Source organism: Shimia isoporae, from assembly GCF_004346865.1.
Classification (GTDB): domain Bacteria; phylum Pseudomonadota; class Alphaproteobacteria; order Rhodobacterales; family Rhodobacteraceae; genus Shimia; species Shimia isoporae.
The window spans coordinates 63,145-85,850 of record NZ_SMGR01000006.1; the positions used below are offsets into that span (position 1 = coordinate 63,145).

At 57.6% G+C, this 22,706-nt stretch carries 9 protein-coding genes and 2 tRNA genes; 6 read left to right on the forward strand and 5 right to left on the reverse strand.

All coding sequences use genetic code 11. The features are described 5' to 3' along the window. Positions 1-74: 74 nt before the first annotated feature. Both xylA and xylB read right to left on the reverse strand, forming a co-directional pair. Positions 75-1,379, reverse strand: a complete 1,305-nt coding sequence (xylA, locus tag BXY66_RS19740) for a xylose isomerase (RefSeq protein WP_207911352.1) — start codon at positions 1,377-1,379, stop codon at positions 75-77. After that, positions 1,376-2,830, reverse strand: coding sequence for a xylulokinase (gene xylB / locus BXY66_RS19745; RefSeq protein WP_132862140.1), 1,455 nt, complete (start codon positions 2,828-2,830; stop codon positions 1,376-1,378). Before xylB ends, xylA begins: the two co-directional genes overlap by 4 nt. A gap of 239 nt (positions 2,831-3,069) precedes the next feature. On the opposite strand from xylB, the gene BXY66_RS19750 reads away from it, so the two are divergent. The 5 genes from BXY66_RS19750 (at position 3,070) to BXY66_RS19770 (ending at position 8,302) form a co-directional block, all read left to right on the forward strand. Further along, positions 3,070-5,526 (forward strand): heavy metal translocating P-type ATPase, encoded by a 2,457-nt coding sequence (locus BXY66_RS19750; protein ID WP_132862141.1) that lies wholly within the window; start codon positions 3,070-3,072, stop codon positions 5,524-5,526. Then, positions 5,523-5,918 (forward strand): Cu(I)-responsive transcriptional regulator, encoded by a 396-nt coding sequence (gene cueR, locus BXY66_RS19755; protein ID WP_132862142.1) that lies wholly within the window; start codon positions 5,523-5,525, stop codon positions 5,916-5,918. Before BXY66_RS19750 ends, cueR begins: the two co-directional genes overlap by 4 nt. A gap of 67 nt (positions 5,919-5,985) precedes the next feature. Further along, positions 5,986-6,492: a TRAP transporter small permease gene (locus tag BXY66_RS19760; protein WP_243694444.1), complete on the forward strand. Its 507-nt coding sequence runs from the start codon at positions 5,986-5,988 to the stop codon at positions 6,490-6,492. Beyond that, the gene (locus BXY66_RS19765) at positions 6,489-7,811 is read left to right on the forward strand and encodes a TRAP transporter large permease (protein ID WP_132862143.1); all 1,323 of its coding nucleotides are present in this window, start codon (positions 6,489-6,491) and stop codon (positions 7,809-7,811) included. Before BXY66_RS19760 ends, BXY66_RS19765 begins: the two co-directional genes overlap by 4 nt. 8 nt (positions 7,812-7,819) lie before the next feature. After that, positions 7,820-8,302, forward strand: coding sequence for an SAM-dependent methyltransferase (locus BXY66_RS19770; RefSeq protein ID WP_132862144.1), 483 nt, complete (start codon positions 7,820-7,822; stop codon positions 8,300-8,302). A 3-nt stretch (positions 8,303-8,305) separates the two neighbouring features. On the opposite strand, the gene BXY66_RS19775 is transcribed toward BXY66_RS19770, so the two are convergent. Next, complete coding sequence (locus BXY66_RS19775) at positions 8,306-8,506, reverse strand: hypothetical protein (protein ID WP_132862145.1); 201 nt, start codon at positions 8,504-8,506, stop codon at positions 8,306-8,308. A gap of 415 nt (positions 8,507-8,921) precedes the next feature. Between BXY66_RS19775 and BXY66_RS19780 the strand changes: the two genes are divergently transcribed. Beyond that, entirely contained in the window at positions 8,922-22,364 is a 13,443-nt protein-coding gene (locus BXY66_RS19780; protein ID WP_165929256.1) for a putative Ig domain-containing protein, read from the forward strand. Between the two features lie 58 nt (positions 22,365-22,422). On the opposite strand, the gene BXY66_RS19785 is transcribed toward BXY66_RS19780, so the two are convergent. Next, a tRNA-Glu gene (locus BXY66_RS19785) sits at positions 22,423-22,497 on the reverse strand. Positions 22,498-22,548: 51 nt separating this feature from the next. After that, positions 22,549-22,623: transfer RNA gene (locus BXY66_RS19790), tRNA-Glu, on the reverse strand. Positions 22,624-22,706: the final 83 nt, after the last annotated feature.

Sequence of the window (22,706 nt, forward strand, 5' to 3'; positions counted from 1 at the left end):
TGGATATTCAAATCCCCGCGCGCCGGCAAAGGCGCGAGGGGAGTTCGTTTCAATCAGCTTGTCATGACTGTGTGTCAGACAAAACGGTTCACGTAATTTTCCAGCATTTCCTGACGACCGGATTTTGGCGCCGGATTGATGCCTTCGCCAGCTACCTTGTCAAAAATGGTAGCAAGATCGGACCCCAGCATCGCCTGTGCTTCGGGAGTGTCCCAACCGGCGTAACGATCTTTGATGGCGTCTTCCAGCCCGCCATCCTCAATCATGGCCGCCGCTGCCTTGAGCCCGCGTGCGCAGATGTCCATGCCGCCGACATGTGCCGCGATCAGGTCGTCGGCATCCAGAGATTGCCGACGCAGCTTCGCGTCGAAGTTGGTGCCGCCCTGTGTGAAGCCACCATCCTTGAGGATGTGGTAATAGGCCAACGCCACTTCAGGCACGTTGTTGGGGAACTGATCTGTGTCCCACCCGGATTGATAGTCGTTGCGGTTCATATCGATGCTGCCCAGCACGCCCAAAGCCGCGGCGGTGGCGATCTCGTGTTCGAAGCTGTGGCCGGCGAGGATGGCGTGGCCTTGCTCGAGGTTCAGTTTCACCTCGTTTTCCAGGCCGTATTTTTGCAGGAACCCGTAGCAGGTGGCGGCGTCAAAATCATATTGATGTTTTGACGGTTCCTGAGGCTTGGGCTCGACAAGGATCTGCCCCTCAAAACCGATCTTGTGTTTGTAGTCGACAACCATGTTGAGGAAGCGACCCATGTGGTCGAGTTCACGGCCCATATCCGTGTTGAGCAGCGTTTCGTAGCCTTCGCGACCGCCCCAAAGGACATAATTCTCGCCGCCAAGCTTTTTGGTGGCGTCCATACAGGTTTTTACGGTCGCGGCCGAGTAGGCGAACACTTCGGGGTCGGGGTTCGTCGAAGCGCCTGACATCCAGCGACGATGGCTGAACATATTGGCTGTGCCCCAGAGGAGTTTGACCTTTCGGGTGCTCATTTTTTCTTCGAAGTAATCGATGATTTCCTCAAAGTTTTTGAGGCTTTCACCAAAGCTGTCGCCCTCGGGACGAATGTCGGCGTCGTGCCAGCAGAAGTACGGTTGGCCCAAGATGTCGAACATTTCGAAGGCGGCGTCCGCTTTCACTTTTGCTGTCGCCATCTGGTCTTGCGGGTGCCATGGGCGCACAAAGGTTTGCCCGCCAAAGGGGTCGCCGCCTTCCCAGGCAAAGGAGTGCCAATAGGCGATAGCAAAGCGCAGGTGATCTTCCATGCGTTTGCCCATGACCACTTCGTCGGGATTGTAGTGGCGGAACGCCAGAGGATTTGTGCTGTCTGCGCCTTCGTATTTGACGGGGGCGATGCCGGAGAAAAAATCGGTCATGATTGCAGGGCCTTTATGCCGGAGTAAGAGTTGCGGAACGCGGCATAGGCCGCTTCGTAGTCGTCGCGCAGGTCGCTGCGCGGTTGGATGGTTTGATCAATCTCCGGACGTGTCATGGTCTCGACGGGATCGGTATTTTCGGCAGCGCAGATTGCAAGCCGGGCCGCGCCAAGAGCGGCGCCGAATTCGCCTGCCTTGGGCAATGCGATCGGCAGGTTCAGAACGGTTGCGATAAGTTCCACCCAGTATGGAGATTGAGAGCCGCCGCCAATGGCAATGACCTGATCAAGCTTGGCGCCGGTGGATTTCAGCGCTTCGAGGTTGTCACGCAGGGCAAAGGTTACCCCTTCAAGGACGGCCTGTGTGAGCGCTTCGTGGCCGGAAGCAATGTCCAGCCCGATAAAGGCGCCGCGAATATCGGCATCGTTGTGCGGCGTGCGTTCGCCGGAAAGGTAGGGCAGAAACCGCATCTTGCCGGGGCCATTGATTGTGTTTCCGAGCGCCTTGGTGAGATCGGCGGGGCTTTCCTGCACATTGCGTGACAGCCAGTTGAGGCTGTCTGTCGCCGCCAATATGACACCCATCTGATACCAGCGGTCCGGTATCGCGTGACAGAAAGTATGCACTGCGCTGGCCGGCTTCGGCGCGTATGCGTCGCGCCCTGTCAGCAAGACGCCGGATGTGCCAAGCGAAACAAACCCGTCGCCTTCTCCTAATGCACCGATACCACAGGCCGCTGCCGCATTGTCTCCGGCACCGGCCGCGACAACTACGCCCTCAGGCAGGCCAAGCATAGATGCGATCTCGGCGCGCACGGCTCCGATGGCGTCCGACCCTTCAAAAAGGTCCGGCATCTGGTCGCGTCGCATGCCCGAAGCCGACAGCAGGTCGCCAGACCAGTCCCGGGCGCCAACATCCAGCCAGCTTGTACCTGCGCTGTCACTCATGTCGGAAGCGTAAATTCCGGTCAGCCAGAAGTTCAGGTAGTCTTTTGGCAGCAGGACCTTGGCTGTCTTCGCGAAAATCTCGGGCTCGTTTTCTGCCACCCAGGCAACCTTGGGTGCGGTAAAGCCCGGAAAAACTATGTTGCCCGACAGGTCGCGCACGTTTTCGGTGGCGTCCAGCCTAGCAGCTTGTTCGACGGATCTTGTGTCATTCCACATCATGCAGGGGCGCAGGGGGGTCCCTTCCGCATCCAGCAAGTTGGCACCATGCATGTGCCCTGATACTCCGATTCCGCGAATTGCGGCGACGGCGTCGGGGGCTTCGGCGCGCAGGTCTGCAAAAACCTTGATGCAGGCGTCTGTCCAGTCTGATTGGAGCTGTTCGCTCCAGCCAGCATGCAGACGGGATGTGTCATATGATGCTTCCTTGGCTGCCACGACCTGTTGGGCTTCATCAATCAAAAGCGCGCGCAGGCCGGATGTGCCAAGGTCGATTCCCACAAACATGGGCCTCTCCTTAGTGTCTCCTCCAATTAGTTTTTGCCTCAAATTAAATCAGATTTCAAACCAGAAATTCAAATTTTGCAGATATTTGCCGAAGCACCTTTGCATTCAACTCAGCATTTTTTGCCTTAAGCCTTGTTTTTAGGGCGTTTCCTGCATGGCTGCCATGCAAGGGGATTGCTTGACCTTCCACCAACTGGAAGCCTTATGTAGCCTGTCAGGCAGGACAAAAGGGCGACTCAATGACGGCGCATGTGTTGGATTTCCAAATTGACGGGCTGAACTGTGCGGGCTGTGTTGGCCGCGCTGAAAAAGCGCTTGCGGGTGTCGCTGGTGTCAGCGAGGCCACGGTCAACCTTGCGACCGAAACGGGTCACGTTGTGTTTGACGCGCCTGCGCAAGCTCGAAACCTTTTTGCGGCATTGGACAAAGCCGGCTACCCCGCAAGATTGGCGGATACCACGCTGGACATCTCGGGCATGACCTGTGCGGGATGTGTGCGTCGGGCTGAAACTGCTCTCAAGAAGGGGCAAGGCGTGATCGACGTTTCGGTCAATCTCGCGACCGAGACAGCACAGGTGCGCTATGCCGAGGGTGTTGTTACCGCTTCGCAAGTCGCGGCTTTGTCCACCCGAGCAGGGTACCCGGCGCGGGTGCAACGGGCTGAAGACCCCGTGGTCGATCGCAAGGCCGACGAGGCAGCGATCCTGAAAAAGAAAGTGATTTTTGCGGCGGCGTTGGCTTTGCCTGTCTTTCTGGTCGAAATGGGCGGGCATTTGTACCCGCCTTTGCATCATTGGGTTGCCGCCAATGTGGGAACCACAAATAGCCACATCCTCCAGTTTCTATTGACCGCCATTCTGTTGGCAGGTCCCGGGCGACAGTTTTATTCCAAGGGATTTCCGGCACTCTTCAAAGGCGCGCCCGACATGAATTCGCTTGTAGCGATGGGCACCAGCGCGGCGTTTCTGTTTTCTGTAGTGTCGACCTTTGCACCGGGGTTGCTGCCTGCTGGTACGGCGCACGTCTATTATGAGGCGGCAGCGGTTATTGTCGTTCTCATTCTTGCTGGCCGTTGGATGGAAGCGCGGGCAAAAGGGCGCACCGGGGAAGCGATCCGTAAGCTGGTTGGGTTGCAGCCGCGTGTGGCGCGGGTTGAGAGAAAAGGCGAGATAAAAGAGATCGGAATAGACGAAATCGCCGTTGGAGACGTCGTCGTGGTTCGCCCGGGCGAGAAGATAGCCGTCGATGGGCGTGTGCTTGACGGGGTGTCGTATGTCGACGAAGCCATGATCACCGGTGAACCTGTACCGGTCGAGAAAACCGTTGGAACGTTGGTTGTCGGGGGTACGGTGAACGGGCAGGGTGTACTGCGTTATGAAGCCGAGGCCGTTGGCGCGGACACGATGTTGGCGCAAATCATCACCATGGTCCGCGAGGCCCAAGGGGCGAAGCTTCCCATTCAAGGAATGGTCGACCGCATCACCGCTGTTTTTGTTCCGGTTGTCATTGCCGTCGCTGCGCTGACGGTCCTTGCTTGGTTTGTTTTTGGCCCGTCTCCTGCATTGGGTCACGCCATGGTCGCGGGTGTTGCGGTTCTGATCATCGCATGCCCCTGTGCCATGGGGCTGGCAACGCCCACCTCGATTATGGTCGGCACAGGCCGGGCGGCACAGCTGGGTGTCCTTTTCCGTCGCGGCGATGCTTTGCAACGCCTGCGTGACTGCAACGTCGTGGCCTTTGACAAAACCGGCACTTTGACCGAAGGGCGGCCAAGTCTCAGCGACTTCGTCGTTTCGGAGGGATTTGACGAGGCAGAGGTATTGCGCTTGATCGCAGCCGCAGAGCAAGGCTCGGAGCATCCGCTTGCGCGGGCAATTATCGCGGCTGCTGGCAGCGTTGCTTTGCCGCCGGTCGAACGTTTTGAAGCGGTGGCTGGCATGGGGTTGCGCGCCGACGTCGATGGCCGCGCTGTTGTCATCGGCGCAGACAGGTTCCTTGAGAGCGAAGGTGTGTCCGTAGCGGGATTTCGAGTGGCGGCCGACAGGCTCGCAAGTAACGGAAAAACGCCGGTTTTCGCGGCAATTGACGGAAAACTGGCGGGCTTGCTCGCGGTTTCCGATGTCGTAAAACCCGCGAGCCGCGCGGCGGTAGACGCCCTGCACAGTATGGGGCTGAAAACGGCGATGATTTCCGGAGACAACCGCGCCACGGCCGAAGCGTTGGCCGTCCAGCTTGGTATTGATCACGTGGTTGCCGAAGTGTTGCCCGAGGGAAAAGTGCACGCTTTGAAAGCGCTTTCTGATGAAGTCGGTTCGGTCGCCTTTGTCGGTGATGGCATCAACGATGCCCCGGCCCTTGCTGCGGCAGACGTCGGAATTGCTATTGGAACTGGAACCGACGTGGCTATTGAGGCTGCGGACGTCGTGTTGATGTCAGGCGATTTGCGCGGCGTGGTGAATGCGGTGACTATTTCCCAAATGGTGATCCGCAATATCCGGCAGAACCTTTTCTGGGCGTTCGCCTACAACATCGCGCTGATCCCGGTCGCGGCAGGTGCTTTATATTTGTTCGGAGGACCACTTCTGTCGCCCATGTTGGGGGCGGGAGCTATGGCGCTCTCCAGTGTCTTTGTCCTGAGCAACGCGTTGCGTCTTCGCTCGGTTAAGGCCGAAATGCCAGAGGAGGCAACACCATGAATATCGGAGATGTGGCTGAGCGTTCCGGCCTTCCGGCCAAGACGATCCGCTACTACGAGGATATTGGATTTATACGGCCCGCCCGCAGCGCCAACGGCTATCGGCAGTTTTCGGAAAAGGATCTGCACAAGCTGGCCTTTATCGGGCGTGCCCGTTCGCTCGGTTTCACCATCGAGGATTGTAGAACGCTGCTGGCGCTTTACGAGGATCGCGGCCGCGCCTCGGCAGATGTCAAACAGGTGGCGCAACAAAACCTTGCCGATATAGATGCAAAAATAGCCGGACTTCAGGAAATGCGCGCGACTTTGGCCCATCTGGTCACCAGTTGCGCAGGCGATGACCGTCCGGATTGCCCCATTCTCGACAGCCTTGGCGCGACGCCCGGCCCCTGAATTTTTGTAACTGTTGACAGGTGCCTCTGCGTGGCCATTCTGGCCGGACGCATGGGAGGGATACCACTTGTACCGAAGAATAGATAAGGCAGTGGGCTGGCTGGCCCGCGCCGTGGCTTTGGCCGGTGGCGCGGTGCTGATCGCACTTGTCATTATGGTGTGCGTATCAATCACAGGGCGGGCGTTGATCCCGCTGGGATTGAAACCGGTCAGCGGTGATGTGGAACTCCTCGAGATGGGCATGGCTTTCGCCATATTCGCATTCCTGCCCTACTGCCAATACGTGCGCGGTCACGCGCGGGTAGACCTGTTTCAGCAATCGTTTGGCAATGTGGGGAACAGGGTGCTTGATCTGGTGGCTGATGTGGGCATGGCCTTCGCCGCAATCATAATTGCGTGGCGCTTGTGGCTCGGAATGCTGGACAAGAAGTCTTACTTCGAGACCACGTTTATTCTTCAGATCGAGATTTGGCAGGCGTACGCAGCCGCCCTGGTGGGCGCCGCAGCATTCGTGATTGTCTCGGTGTTCTGCGTGTTCCGAAGCCTCAAGGCACTGCCCGGAGGTGGAGTATGAGCAATCTGGAAATTGGCATCTGGTCCTTTCCCGTCCTGTTGGTGCTAATCTTTCTGCGTGTGCCGATCGGGTTGGCGATGATGGGGGTCGGTGTTGGCGGCACATGGATGATCATGGGCAGCCACTTGATGGTTCTGGGGCAGCTCAAGAACCTGACGTTCAGTACATTTTCAAGCTATTCACTCTCGATTGTGCCGCTGTTCCTTCTGATGGGACAATTTGCGACGCACTCCGGCATGTCCAAAGGGTTGTTCAAGGCGGCGGAGGCGTGGCTTGGGCACCTCAAGGGTGGGGTCGCAATGTCGGCCATCGGTGCCTGCGCTGGCTTTGGGGCGATTTGCGGCAGCTCATTGGCGACAGCAGCCACTATGGGCCAAGTCGCGCTGCCGGAGCTTCGGCGGTACGGCTATTCCGGACCGCTGGCAACAGGCACGCTCGCGGCAGGCGGTACGCTCGGTATCCTCATACCGCCGTCGGTCATCCTTGTGATCTACGCGATCCTTACCGAGCAGAACATCGCCAAGCTCTTTGTTGCAGCCTTTGTCCCCGGAATTCTGGCCGCAATCGCCTACATGGTGGTGGTCGCGATCTATGTAAGGGTGGTGCCCAAGTCCGGCGATGCCTTGCCAGCTGTTCCCATGGGCGAACGGTTCCGCGCGTTGGTCGCTGTTTGGCCGGTTATCGTGATTTTTGGTGCCGTGGTCGGAGGCATCTACACCGGCATTTTCACTCCGACCGAGGCCGCTGCGGTGGGGGCAATGGGCACAGGGCTTGTGGCGTTGGTATCCGGCGGACTTAACCGGTCAAAACTGGTGCAGTCCATCCTGTCCACCGCGAACTCGACAGCGATGATCTTTTTCATCGTTCTCGGTGCGGGCATGTTCAACAGCTTCCTCGCATTGACCCAACTGCCTCAGACTTCAGCCCAATGGGTAGCGGACCAGGGCTTCTCACCGATGTTCGTGTTGCTGTGTGTGTTGGTGCTTTATCTGATCTTTGGTTGCGTCATGGACAGCTTGTCGATGGTGCTTCTGACTGTGCCGATCTTTTTCCCAATTATGACGGCGCTTGATTTTGGCATGAGCGTCGAGGACTTTGCACTTTGGTTCGGGATCATTGTTCTGATCGTGGTCGAGGTGGGGCTCATTACACCACCAGTGGGTATGAACCTGTTTGTGATCAATGCGATGGCGCGCGACATTCCAATCCGCGAGACGTTCAAGGGCACCGCGCCGTTTGTTCTGGCGGATATCGTACGGGTTGGCATTCTGGTGGCCTTCCCGCCGATCACGCTGGGATTGGTTTGGTTGATTTATTGAGGGCCGGTATGGGCGAAAAAACCGAGATCCGACATGGCGAAAAGCAACTGGACTTTGATCCGTTGGAACGGGTGGATGCCGAAATCCGCTTTATCGGTCGCATTCGAACACCTTGGTCGCGAGGCAACTGCCCGAAGAATGTGACGCGTGCGCGCGAAACCGGACAAGGTGCCATCGTCGAGCTGGATCTGCCGTTTGTCGAAGGATTGACCGGTCTTGAGGTGGGGCAGGGGATTTTGCTTTTTTACTGGATGGATCAAGCCCATCGCGACTTGATTACACAACGCCCCCGCCACCACGACAGTGCGCGGGGAACGTTTGCGCTGCGATCCCCTAACCGGGTGAACCCGATCTCGTTGGCGGCCGTGCGCATAACGTCGTTGGATCAAGCCGCCGGACGTATCGGGATCGACGCAATCGACTGTTTTGACGGTACGCCTCTGGTGGACATCAAACCAAGTGCGCCAGCTGTGGACGTGCCGCCAAAATAAGGATCAGTCGCGCAGCCAGCTCGGCCGTTTCAGGGGCGATTTGTTGTCGTTGTCTGCTTTGGTTTCCGAGATCAGGTCGGCACGCTGTCCTGCCTTGGTCGTGGCCCAGAAAAAGGAGCCAGTTGGATTGGCAGTGCCATTCACGGCTTTGGAAGGTTGTGCCGCGATCGGCAAAGTCCACATCAGAAACAAATGAGCAGGCATGGGGGTCCCCAAAATAACAGGTTTTCAGCAGCAGTTTCGACAGCGGCAGAGGGGGGTATTCGGTGCGTTCTGCAAGCGTCGAGGGGTATGTAAAGCCTGCGCGGTTAATGTCTATGGCATGGGCTTGCCAATTCCTGCCATCGGTTTTTGAACTGGCGACAATTCACCTATAAAATGTGCCAAACCAGCAGATTGTTGCCTGAAATTGAAAATTTCACCAAATGAAATTGTTTGCAGTGGTCTTGACCGCGCCCGTATCGCGCATCTGACCCAAAAAATTTGAATCATAATCAACAGGATAGACGTACCACTTTGGCTTCCCTAGGCTAGTCGGGCTGCACTGAGTCGAACCTTGTTGTATTGCGGAGAAAACTTGCGACTGTACCGCCGCATTTTGACCTGTTTTTTTGCGAGCGTGTTTCTCGTTGTTGCCGTTGCCAAGTTTGCGATGGCGCAACAGGCCTTGGAGCCCGTCAAACTCTCCGAAGCTCTGGTTGGTCTCCCATTTGAACACACTCTGGCACGAGAAGATCCGCAAAATCCTGTTGAAAGCGTTTCGGTTGTCGATGGTGTATTGCCTGACGGTTTGCAGATTGATGAAAATTGGAAGCTGAGCGGAACACCCGCACAGAAAGGCGCCTACGCTTGGACCGTCAGCGTGGTCCGCGCGCGTGGGCCGCCCGAATTGCTGGCTTTCCAGATGTCGACCCGCGGAATATTTGACCCGCCTACGGGCGACAACACAGCATTTGACGTTCTTTTTGCCACAACACTCCTTGCTCCGCTCGTCCTCAATTCAGAAGAGGGAGCGCCCAATGCGCCTTCGCCGAATGTTCGGGGATTGTCGCAAAAACTCGAAACCGACAACGGAATCAGCGTCGAAACGAAACCTACGGATGTCACGGGTGGACGTACCTATGGCTATGTCATTGAGCCGCAGGGCCGTGTTCCCCCGTATACTTTTCAGCTTGTCGGCGGTGAGTTGCCCGATGGCATCTCGCTTTCCTCCGATGGTATCCTGTCCGGCTTGAGTTGTGACCAGAACGGGAACTACAAGTTTGACGTCCATATCACCGACGCAGAGGGTCAAGTCGGGCGGTTCGAAGGCAATAAGGACTTCGACCTAAAGGTTCTTTCGGGCGGCAATAACTGTACGCCCGAGGCTTTTTTGCTTCTGCCTCTGGAATTGCCCGTTGGCTACTATGGCGAGTTTTACTCTCAGATCTTCTTCATCCTCGGAGACAGCACAAGCTACTTCTACGAAGTTTCCTCCGGCAGTCTCCCGTCAGGCATGTCGCTTCAAGCGTCTGGTTTGCTCCAAGGGGAACCCCTTGAAACCGGGTCTTTCCCAATTGCCGTGTCGGTTTGGGAAGACAGCTCTCGCGGGACGTTTATTGCCTCCCGCAGTTTCGACTTGGTCATTCTGGACAACGAAGACCTCGAACTTTTTCCGGAGACATTGGCAGACGGCGTTTTCGCGGCTCCGTACTCGCAAACTTTGACCGGAGCAAACGGGGACGGGAACTACAGCTATTCGCTATCGGGCGGAGCGCTGCCAGCAGGCGTGACCTTGAATTCTGCCTCGGGGGTCATTTCTGGTACGCCTGTCGAAACCGGCTCTTTTGATGCGACGTTCGAAGTCATCGATGGTCAGGGAAACACCGGGGGACGCGGATACACATTCCAGATTTCGGCGCTGCAGAACCTTTTGACGATTGCGCCGACCACCGTGCCAGATGGCACATTTGACGCAGCATACTCCGTGAGCTTTTCAGCAACCGGCGGAGTGGGAAGTGCGACTTTTGACATCGCCAGCGGCGCGCTGCCAAACGGTTTGACGCTGGCACTGGATGGAACGCTGTCCGGCGCGCCCGAAGAAACGGGCGATTTTCCATTCACTCTGCGCGCCACAGACGAGCAGAACAACACCGGCACAGCGGATTATGTTCTCACAGTCGTGCCGGTGTCGGGCCTGTTTGACTTTGAGCCAACGACAATTCCCGAAGGCACTTATGGTCTGTCCTACGATGTGACTTTCTCCACAACGGGTGGTGTACCTCCGTTCACTGGATCGATAACCGGGGCGCTACCCGCCGGCATTACTTTTGCGCCGGAGACCGGCAACCTGAGTGGCGTGCCGGAGGAAACCGGATCCTTCAACTTCACGCTCGATGTCACCGATACGTACGGCAACACGGGCTCTCGCGCCTACACGCTGATTGTCAATCCGGTCGACAGCCTCACGATTGAGCCGGACACCCTGAGCGATGCCACCTGGGGACAGACCTATTCGGCGCAGCTTGCTGCGAGCGGGGGTGACGGCGCCTATGCGTTTTCCATCACATCCGGCTCCCTGCCTGCCGGATTGACCTTGGCGGCTGACGGCGGCATCTCTGGAACGCCCACTGAAACAGGGTCATTCAACTTTGACGTTGCGGTGGTTGACGGTCAGGGCAACACCGGACAGCGGATCGTTGCACTCCTGGTTTTGGAGATCGACACTCTCGACATTGATCCCGACACGATTGCGGATGGCGAGTTTAGCCGGCCATACAGTCAAGCCCTGTCTGCAAAAGGTGGCGATGGAAGCTATTCGTTCTCCCTGAATTCGGGCGTTTTGCCAAATGGCATGACCCTAACGCCAGCGGGCCAACTTGTGGGTTTCCCGCTGGAGACCGGAACCTTTCCGATCGTCGTTGAGGTGCTGGACGGACAGCTGAACACCGGCTTGCAGGCCTATGACTTGTTCATCGATTCGGTGCCGAACCTGTTCGGACTGCTACCTACGGTTCTGCCTGAAGGCACATTTGGCGTGTCGTACTCCGTCGTTATCGACACAACCGGAGGGGTGGCTCCATTCACTGGCGCTTTGATTGGGTCGCTGCCAAACGGGCTGACCTTTGACACCACCAACGGCACGATTTCTGGCGCGCCGACAGAGACAGGCAGTTTCCCCATTGGCGTTCGGGTGACGGATGCGGAAGGCAACACAGGCAACGCTGTCTACAGTCTGGTTATAAATCCAGTTCAGACATTGAGCATCGCTCCGCCGTCATTGGGCACGACGGTCTATGGCGATCCGTTTACCGCCACTTTCACGGCTACCGGCGGCGCTGGCGGGTACCAGTTCAACCTAGCGGCCGGAACCTTGCCGGCCGGATTGACTCTGGAAACTGACGGAACTCTTACGGGAACCGCGCTGGAGGTCGGAAGCTTTGGTTTCACGGTTGGAGTGGAAGATGCCGAGGGCAACACAGGCGAACGCCAGTACACGCTGATCGTAGACCCGATCACCAATCTGTTGATCGCCCCCGCGTTTCTGCCCAATGGAGACTTTGGCACGGCCTATTCGGAAACCCTTACGGCATCCGGCGGCGACGGCTCATATGTGTTTACTGTGGTGTCCGGAACGCTCCCGAGTGGCCTTTCGCTGGACAGTTCGGGTGCGTTGTCGGGAATTCCGGCCCAGACAGGTGACTTTGTGCTGAGGGTGCAGGTCCTGGATGGGCAGGGCAACACAGGCACAATCGATTATTCGCTGACTATTGATGCTGTGGACGGGTTGCTGAACGTAACGCCAGACACCTTGTCCGATGCAACCTACGGCATCCCCTACAGCGTTACCTTTGGAGCTGAAAACGGTGTCTCGCCGTACACCTTCGGAATAAGTGGTACCTTGCCGGCGGGTATGAATTTCAGCAATGGAGAATTGAGCGGCACCCCGACCGAGGCCGGCAGTTTCCCGATCACCGTTTCGGTGACTGATACAGCCGGAAATACCGGTACACGCGATTATACGTTTGTGGTTGGCCAGCAGACAAACCTGCCAATTTTGCCGTTTGATCTGGCTGTGGGTGAATTCGGAAGTGCCTACTCGGAAACGCTCATCGCATTTGCCGGAGACGGGTCCTACAGCTTCTCCCTGAGCAGCGGTGCGCTCCCCGCAGGGGTAACACTGGCATCAGATGGCGCGTTGAGCGGCACGCCCACCGAAACCGGAACCTTTTATTTCACTGCGGGCGTCGTGGATGCATCCGGCAATACGGGCGATCGGGACTATGCACTGCGCATCAATCCGATCACCACGCTCACTATCACGCCCGCCACTTTGCCGGATACGGAATTCGGTGCGGCGTATTCCCAAACGTTGACCGGCCAAAACGGAGACGGCGCCTACACCTTCTCGGTTACTGGCGGAGGATTGCCAAATGGTTTGTCACTGTCTTCAGCGGGCGTGATTTCGGGCGCGGCGCAGGAAACAGGTACCTTCCCCTTCAGCGTGACGGTCGTTGATGGCGAGAATAATACTGGCTCACAGGCTTACTCACTGACTGTCGACGCTGTTGACGGGTTGCTGACCCTATTGCCGGCAACTCTGCCGGAAGGAGCGTATGGTTCAGCCTATACTGTCACGATCACAATCAATGGCGGCGTCGGGCCTTACAGTGGGAGCCTGACAGGCACTTTGCCCGCCGGGATAACCTTCAACCCGGCCAACGGCCAATTCTCCGGAACGCCGACCGAGACGGGCACCTTCCCGCTGACTGCGGAAGTGACAGATGCGGAAGGAAATACCGGCTCTCGGGATTATTCACTTGTGATCAATCCCGTAACCGGCCTGGGAATTGCTCCGGACAGTTTGCCGGATGGGACGTTTGGCAATTCTTATGCGCAGACACTTGTCGGGTCCGGCGGTGACGGGTCCTACAGCTTCTCTGTTTTCTTCGGCGCTTTGCCATCCGGGCTGACGCTCGCACCGGATGGGACTCTGTCCGGAGTTCCTGCCGCCGCCGGTACCTTCAATTTTGTTGCGCGGGTTCAGGACGGGCAGAACAATACCGGTTTCAAAGTCTATTCTCTGTCCATCGACAGAATTTCGACCCTGACGATTACGCCACCTTCGCTCGTCGCGGCGGAATACGGGACCGCATACTCCGAGACGCTGAGCGCTTCCGGCGGGGACGGCACCTACACTTTTGCGGTTACATCAGGGGCGTTGCCCACCGGAATAGCGCTTGCCACAAACGGCGCCCTTTCTGGAACGCCTACGCAAACCGGCACCTTTGCATTTGATGTAGGTGTCACTGACTCCAGCGGGAACACAGGCAGCATTTCCTACTCCTTGACGGTCAACCCGGTCACAGGACTGATTGCGGTTCAGCCGCCCGCAATGCCGGAAGGGGACTACGGCAAGGAGTATAACCTGAAAGTATCCTTTAGCGGCGGGTCAGGCAGTTATACTCCGACTCTCGTGGGCACACTGCCAACAGGCCTTACGTTTGACGCAGGCAGTGCCACTTTCAGCGGCACGCCAGTGCAGACCGGGACCTTCCCACTTACCGTCAACGTGGTCGATAGCGAAGGGAACACCGGAAGTCGGGCCTATTCTCTGGTTGTCTCACCGGTCACCAATCTAGGCATCACGCCCACCACTTTGCCCGACGGCGCTTTCGGCGCAGCCTATTCGGAAACATTGGTCGGGTCCGGCGGCGATGGCAGTTATTCGTTTTCCGTCACTTCGGGAACTTTGCCTGCAGGGCTGACCCTGACAGCCGCGGGTGTTCTGTCCGGCACGCCGACAGACACCGGAGATGTCAACATCGAGGTCCGCGTCGAAGACGGGCAGGGAAACACCGGCACACGGGTTTACAGCTTCAGAATCGAACGGATTACGACGCTGGCAATCTCTCCCGCCGTTGCGACACCCGGCGTTTTCGGCACGGCCTATTCCGAGACCTTCACAGTCACCGGAGGAGACGGCACTTATGTTTTCCTGCGCACCGGTGGAAGCTTGCCACAAGGCCTCGCTTTGTCGCTGACCGGAGAGTTGACAGGCATCCCCCTTCAGAACGGGACCTTCAGTTTTGACATTGGTGTCACAGATGGCGAAGGCAACACCGGAAGCCAAACGGTCTCGCTGGTCATCGCACCTGCCACTAACCTGAACATCCAGCCCTCCACCTTGTCAGACGGGATTTTTGGCGAGGGGTATGCGGTAGGGCTGTCGGCGACGGGTGGTGACGGCAATTACACGTTTGGACTAACTTCCGGTGCGTTGCCCGCGGGCGTTGCCTTAACCCCAAGCGGGGCCATTTCCGGAATACCCGCTGAAACCGGAACCTTTAGTTTTGATGTTGGTGTGAGTGACGCTGAGGGCAACTCCGGCAACAGAAGCTATACGCTGACAATTGCACCGATCACTTCGCTCGCGATTTCACCGGATGATGTGGCAGACGGTGTTTATGGAACGTCCTATAGCGAAACTCTGACGGCCTCCGGCGGCGCCGGCGGCTATAGTTTCGCAATCTCCAGCGGTGCGTTGCCCGCGGGGCTGACCCTCGCCGCCGGTGGCGGTATTTCGGGTTCACCACTTGAAACCGGCACTTTCAACTTTAGTGTTCTGGTCACGGACAGCGAAGGCAACACCGGCACACGCACCTATTCGATGTTGGTTTCGCCAATTTCGTCCCTGACCATCACTCCCCCCAGTTTGCCGACGGGCACATACGGTAGCGTGTACAGCCAATCGCTGGGCGCATCAGGCGGCGATGGCAGTTACAGTTTCGGCATATCAACAGGCGTTTTGCCTACCGGAATCAGCTTGTCGTCAGCAGGGCTGTTGAGTGGCACTCCGTCCCAATCCGGCAGTTTCCCGATCACGATTTCGGTTGAGGATGGCGAAGGCAATACCGGCAGTGAAGACTACACGCTGGTGATCAATCCGGCGACTGGCATCATCACAATCACCCCGGCAACGCTGAATGACGGTGTGGCCCTTTCGGCATATTCCGCCCGTTTGAACGCAAGTGGCGGCGATGGCAACTACACTGGATCAATTAGTGCGGGCAGCCTGCCAACCGGTTTGACGTTTGATGGTTCAACGCTCACGATTTCCGGCACCCCGACAGCACCGGGCGTATCGAATTTCACGGTGGAGGTGACCGACGGGCAGAGCAACACAGGCCAGATCGTTTATACGCTCACAATTACGCCCGCTGTTGGAACGCTTACGATTTCTCCGCCCAATCTGGGCGATGCGACCTATGGCACTGCCTACAGTCAGACGTTGACGGCTTCTGGTGGTACGGGGCCGTACAGTTTTGCTGTCACGGCGGGCACTCTTCCGGCTGGCATCACACTGACAGCGGGCGGAAGCCTGAGTGGAACCCCGACCGAGACTGGGAATTTCAACGTTACTGTCCAAGCAACTGACTCGCTTTCGGCCACCGGCACCATCAGCTACACGCTGACTGTTTTGCCTGTAACCACGCTCGCGATTTCGCCCACAACGCTTGTAAACGGAACGTTTGGCACGCTGTACCAGCAAGTGTTTAGCGCGTCGGGCGGGGACGGATCGTATACCTTCTCCGAGACATCTGGCACACGACCGAGTTGGCTCGAGATGTCACCGGGCGGCAACCTATCGGGCACTCCGACGACAACCGGCACATTTAGCCTGACGGTGGCCGTGGTAGACGGACAGGGCAACACCGGATCGGTTGACGTGTCTTTGACGATCGATCCGGTGGCCGGTCTGTTCGATCTGACCCCAGGAACCTTGCCGACTGGGACATTTGGGACAGCCTACAAGACGACCATCGGTACTGACGGCGGTGTCGGGCCGTTCACTTTCTCGCAAACAGGAACGCTACCGTCAGGGATCAGTTTCTCGGCGTCCTCTGGGCAGTTTTCGGGGACTGCCACCGAAACTGGGACTTTCCCGGTTTCTGTGACCGCTACCGATGTCTATGGCAACACAGGCACCCGGGCTTACAGTCTGGTCATCGATCCGGTTAGCAACCTTGGCATATCTCCCGCGACACTTTCGGACGGGACGTACGGCACCCCTTACAGCGTTACAATCACCGGAAGCGGCGGTGTCGGGCCATATGCCTTTGCCGTGACATTCGGTGCCTTGCCGACGGGGCTGACTCTGGACACAGGCGGCGCGCTTTCGGGGACACCCACCCAGACAGGGCGCTTCAACTTCTCGGTGGGCGTGACTGACAGCGAAAGCAACACCGGCACGCGGACATACACGTTGACGGTTCTTTCCGCCGACATTCTGGTAATTGCCCCGACAACTCTGAGCGACGGCGTTTTCGGCACCGGCTACTCCCAAGTTCTAACGGCGTCTGGTGGAAGCGGAGGGTATAGTTTCGCCGTGGCTTCCGGAGCGCTGCCTTCCGGGCTGTCTCTGTCCTCCGCCGGCACCTTGTCCGGTACTCCAAACGAGTCGGGCACATTCACCTTTTCAGTGGGTGCCACAGACAGTGAAGACAACACCGGCAACCAGAGTTATTCGCTGACCATTGATCCTGCGAGCGGTTTCTTTGATCTGACCCCGTCAACTCTGCCAGATGCCAGCTACGGTACGCCCTACAGCATTACTGTCGATACAACCGGCGGCGTCGCGCCTTTCACAGGTGCGTTGACCGGGACCTTACCGACCGGTATTTCGTTCGATCCGCTGTCCGGTGACATTTCCGGCACGCCGACCCAGACAGGCGATTTCCCGGTTTCCGTTGTCGTGACCGATTCATTTGGCAACACCGGAACGCGAGACTACACACTTACGGTTCTGCCGATCTCCGACCTCGCGATATCACCGGCGTCCCTCTCCGACGGCACGTATGGTCAGTCTTACAGCGAGACCCTCACGGCAACCGGTGGCGATGGCGCTTACGCCTTCAGCATTCTGTTTGGCGCGCTGCCGGGCGGCGTGACGCTGTCGACGGCGGGTGTTATGTCCGGCACACCCACCGAAACGGGCGACTTCAATGTCATCGTGCATGTCACAGACGGGCAGGGCAATTCGGGCGACCGCATCTACTCTTTGACGATTGATCCTGTGACAGGACTGGCAATCGCGCCAACCACGGTCCCTAACGGCACCTATGGTTCAGTCTACTCCGAAACACTGACTGCCAGCGGTGGAGACGGCGCATACAGCTTTGCAATTTCCTCCGGTAACCTGCCTTTGGGCATGTCATTGGCTGCGGACGGAAGCCTTGGCGGCACACCAACCGAAGTTGGAATTTACAACTTTGTAGCGGGTGTCTCGGACGGGCAGGGCAACACAGGCACGCGTAGTTATTCCTTCGAGATCAGCCCCGCTTCCGGCCTGCTGACCGTTCTGCCGCCGACATTTCCACAGGCTACGTTCGGTACGAATTACAATGCCCAGGTCCAAGTAGAGGGTGGCACCGGAGTTTACAGGCTGACTTTTTCGGGCACCTTGCCGGCGGGTATGAACTTTGATTCCTCGTCCGGATCGTTGACCGGCACACCTTTGGAAACGGGAACTTTTGCCTTTACGGTCTCCGCAGAGGACTCCGCTGGCAACACAGGGGAACAGGCCTATTCGCTGACCGTGCGCCCGGTCACCAATCTGGCAATCTCACCGGCCACCTTGCCTGACGGAACTTACGGAACCGCATACTCTCAAACATTGACGGCTTCGGGCGGTGCGTCCGGTTATGCCTTTTCCATCGGCAGCGGCAGCTTGCCTGCGGGAACCACATTTACGGCTGGGGGGGTGTTGTCGGGAACCCCAACGGAGACCGGTGACTTTAACATTCGCGTCGATGTGGTGGACAACCAAGGCAACACCGGCAGTCAGAATTATACCCTGACGGTTGACCCAACCATGTCACTTGTGATCGCACCGCCGACATTGGCCGACGGCACATATGGCGCGCCCTATTCAGCGCTCTTCACCGCAAGCGGCGGGGCAGGTGGTTATACCTTCGCGCTCGCGTCTGGCAGCCTGCCTCAAGGTATCTCGCTTGCCGCAGACGGCACATTGTCGGGTACACCTGTTACCACCGGTAGTTTTTCGTTCGACATCAACACCACAGACCTGGAGAACAACACTGGCACTGCGTCATATACACTTCAGATTGATCCTGTGGCGGGTCTTGTCACCGTTGAACCCGCAGCCTTGCCCGAAGGCACTTTTGGCTCTCCGTATTCGGTTCTCGTGCAAGGTGATGGTGGAGTTGAACCTTACAGTGCGGTGCTGATAGGCGCGTTGCCTGCCGGCATGTCTTTTGACACAAGCGTGGCCGGCCTCGCCGGAAAAATCACGGGCGCACCAACTGAGACGGGCAGCTTCCCCATCACGGCGGTCTTGACCGATAACGTCGGCAACACAGGTTCCCGTGACTATGTTTTGGTGATTTCGCCCATCACCGGGCTTCAGATTTCACCATCGACGCTGACAACAGCGTCATATGGCGTGGCCTATAGTCAAACCCTGACAGCCACAGGTGGCGCAGGCGGGTACGCCTTTACGCAAACGAGCGGAACCCTCCCGAGCGGCGTCAGTTTGTCTTCTGCCGGTGTTTTGTCCGGAACGCCCACGGAAACCGGCAGTTTCCAGTTTGCCGTGTCAGTGCTTGATGGTGAGGGCAACACCGGCGCGCGGTCGTACACGTTGGTGGTCCAGGCAGTTTCCAATCTGACGATTTCGCCTACGACCTTGCCGGACGGAACTTATGAAACGTCCTACAGCCAAACACTGACGGCTTCGGGCGGATCCGGCACCTATATTTTCGGCCAGTCAGGGGGCGCTTTGCCCACCGGAATGACGTTCTCTTCCGGCGGTGTGCTTTCTGGAACCCCCAGACAAACCGGAGCCTTCTCCTTTGATGTCAGGGTTGTAGACAGTGAAGGCAACTCCGGTACACAGACGATGAACCTGACAGTTGATCCGGTGTCCGGATTGATAGACGTGTCGCCTCCGGTCTTGCCTCAAGCGACGTTCGGCGTCGCCTACGCAGTTCCTTTCTTCAGCAACAACGGTCAGGCACCTTACATCATGACGCAATCCGGAACGCTTCCGGCCGGGATGGCGTTCACGGCCCGCGCTGCAACGCCAACGGGGGACTTGACCGGAATTCCAACAGAAACCGGGTCTTTCCCCATCACGGTGAATGTGGTCGACGCCCAAGGAAACACGGGAACCGAAAACTATGTGCTCGTGGTTAGCAGCATCGACGATCTTGTTCTTTCACCGGATCAACTGGCGACCGCCGAGTATGGCTCAACATACAGTCAAACCGTCACAGCCTCTGGCGGGGTCGGCCCGTATACATTCTCGCTGTCCAGTGGAGTCCTGCCCATTGGGCTGGCATTGGCCACAGACGGCTCGATTACCGGCACGCCAATCGAGACTGGTGATTTCAACTTCTCGGTGCAGGCCCTCGACAGCCAGGGGAACACGGGCGATCGGACATACTCCATACGAGTGATTGCCCGAACTGATATTGCGATTTCGCCGACTACCCTGCCGCTGGGAACGTTTGACATTCCCTATTCGTCGACGCTGAGCGCGAGTGGCGGCACCGGTCGCTATGTGTTCGGCGTCACGTCCGGAATCCTTCCTGAGGGTCTCAGTCTCAGTACCAGTGGTGTCTTGGCGGGCACGCCAAAGGAAACCGGGGACTTCCAATTGACGGTCACGGTGTTCGACGATCAAGGAAACACAGGCGCGCGGAACTATACCCTGTCGATAGAGGCTGCGCGCGGCGTGCTCGACATTTCACCTGATTCCTTGCCAACGGCGACCTTCGGCGATTTCTACAGCGTCATTCTCAGCCCGAGTGGAGGCATTCCGCCTTATGCCGTCGAGCTCGTTTCTCCTGACGGGAATTTGCAGGGCGGTATCTTTTCGCCAGAAGGCAGTCGTTTTGGCGTGCTGGACAACGAGAGAGACACGGCGCTCTTCGGAATACCGCAGCAAACAGGCACATTCCCCGTGTTAGCCTTGATTGTTGATGCCGAAGGAAACACTGGCACACAGACTTATTCTCTTGTCGTAAATCCGGTGGACGACCTGAATATTGTTCCTGACAGTTTGCCCGTAGGCAGTTACGACAGCCCATATACCGCCGTGTTTGAAACGGTGGATGGGTCGGGGAACTACACGTATGCGGTCGGCGATGGAGCATTGCCCGCCGGTTTGACCCTGCAAAGTGACGGTACCTTGACGGGGGTGCCGCAGGATACCGGCGACTTCAACGTCCGGGTGGATGTGATCGACGACCAGTCAAACACAGGCACACAGCAAGTCGTGGTGCGGGTCGAAGCCGCTGCCGTACTTACGATTTCGCCAAACGCTCTGCCAGACGGCACATTCGGCGTGGCTTACTCCTCCGCGTTCTCTGCGACGGGTGGTGATGGCTCCTACACATTTACGATCAACAGCGGTGCACTTCCTGCGGGGCTCACTCTCGCCGCGGACGGAACGCTTTCGGGTGAACCGGAGGATGCGGGCGCCTTCGCCTTTACGGTTCTCGCAACGGACGGCTTGGGCAACACGGGGACGCGTGACTACGTCCTTGCAATTGACGCTGTGGGAGGGTTGCTGTCCATCGCTCCGACGACCTTGGGTGCTGGCACCTACGGCGAAACCTATGGTGAAGCGCTCGTCGCGTCCGGTGGATCTGGCGGTTATGTGTTCTCGCTCTCGTCGGGGGTTTTGCCGGTAGGTATGTCGCTGGAGACCGATGGGCATTTGGGCGGAATTCCCACCGAAACAGGCACCTTTGCCTTTGCGGTGGGCGTTGTCGACAGCGCGGGAAACACGGGCTCGCAGGCCTACACCGTCGAAATCCTGCCTGCGATCGGTATTCTGGATGTGTCGCCGAACACTCTACCTGTTGGCGCTAAGGGAGAGGAATACTCTCAACTTTTGACGGTGACAGGCGGATCTGGAAGCAACACTTTCACACTCTCCAAGGGCGTTTTACCGACCGGCATAACCTTGGGAGCAACTTCGGGGTTGTTGGCGGGCACACCCGAAAACGACGGTGAGTTCAATATTGCGGTCAGCGTTGTCGATAGTGAAGGCAACACGGGTCTTATCAACTATGCGCTGATTATCGAAGACCGGCGAGCAAACCCGGCTGAGGATGAAGACGTTATCGGCCTGATCGACCGGCACTATCGGGTGTCGGCAGAGTTTGCGAATGGCCTGATACGCAATGTGAACCGGCGCGCCGATACACTGCATTTCAAGATGGCTTGTCTTGGCTATGAGGCGAATTGCAACTCGTTCGGCGTGTGGCAGGAAGGACAATACACAGAGCGCGATGAGGAAAGTTTCGGCACCTACACGCTGGGCTTTGATTTCCGCGTGCATGACGACCTGTTCGCTGGGGTCGCACTGAGTTACGGCGAGGCCGCGTCCATCATAGGTGAATACGGCACCACTTCTGACGCGAAGACCAATTCGGTTACCGGATATTTCTCTTGGCAATTTGGCGAGGGTTTCTATCTGGACGGTCTGCTGGGATATGGTTGGCTGGACTTTGACGACCGGCGCTATGTGCAGCAGGCCGATCTTTTTGAAACGTCGGAACGGGACGGAACGAACCAGTATGTCTCGCTTAGGGTGTCAGGCGACTATGCTTGGCATAATGGCTTCATAGCCTCGCCTTACGCCCGTTATGATGCCATCAAGACCCAGCTGAATGCCTATCAGGAAAATGGGGCCAGCATCTACTCGCTCGGCTATGACGCGTCCGACAGGCTCGCGCAGAACCTTTCGGTGGGCGTGAAACTGCGAAAGCCTTATTTGCGGCCTTGGGGCGTTATTATCGGAAAGGTTCAGGCGGAGGTCGGCTACGTTTATGAAGGTGGCTACACGCAGTCGATTTATTATCTGGATACGCCCGGAACCAAATACGATTTAAACGCGGCCGGAACTTCAAGCGCGCGGGCCGCCATTGGAATTGGGATCGAAGTTTTGAGCGGGCCGGCCGAGTTTGATCTGGACATTTACGCCTCGCGCAACAGCGCGTCGTCGGAAACATCCCTGACGGTAGCTCTCGGTGCCAGTCTAGAGTTCTGACAGAGGCAAACCAGCAATACGATCTGGAAGAAACTTGTTGTCTGCTGGAGGGAAGCAGTGGCAGCCCGTAGGGGAATCGAACCCCTCTTTCCAGGTTGAAAACCTGGCGTCCTAACCGATAGACGAACGGGCCACGCTGTTGCTTGGTTCGGGTGGAGCTAATGTCCGGAGAACCGGCTTCGACTGGCAGCCCGTAGGGGAATCGAACCCCTCTTTCCAGGTTGAAAACCTGGCGTCCTAACCGATAGACGAACGGGCCGTGCCGAAGCGTGAGGCGTATCTAGTGAATGGCGGGGGTGTGCGCAAGTGGAAAGTTTGCGGGCGCGATGATTTTTGGTTCGT

Coding starts and splice junctions, on each gene's coding strand:
- xylA (WP_207911352.1), bottom strand. CDS start 1,379: ATGACCGATTTTTTCTCCGGCATCGCCCCCGTCAAATACGAAGGCGCA.
- xylB (WP_132862140.1), bottom strand. CDS start 2,830: ATGTTTGTGGGAATCGACCTTGGCACATCCGGCCTGCGCGCGCTTTTG.
- BXY66_RS19750 (WP_132862141.1), top strand. CDS start 3,070: ATGACGGCGCATGTGTTGGATTTCCAAATTGACGGGCTGAACTGTGCG.
- cueR (WP_132862142.1), top strand. CDS start 5,523: ATGAATATCGGAGATGTGGCTGAGCGTTCCGGCCTTCCGGCCAAGACG.
- BXY66_RS19765 (WP_132862143.1), top strand. CDS start 6,489: ATGAGCAATCTGGAAATTGGCATCTGGTCCTTTCCCGTCCTGTTGGTG.
- BXY66_RS19770 (WP_132862144.1), top strand. CDS start 7,820: ATGGGCGAAAAAACCGAGATCCGACATGGCGAAAAGCAACTGGACTTT.
- BXY66_RS19775 (WP_132862145.1), bottom strand. CDS start 8,506: ATGCCTGCTCATTTGTTTCTGATGTGGACTTTGCCGATCGCGGCACAA.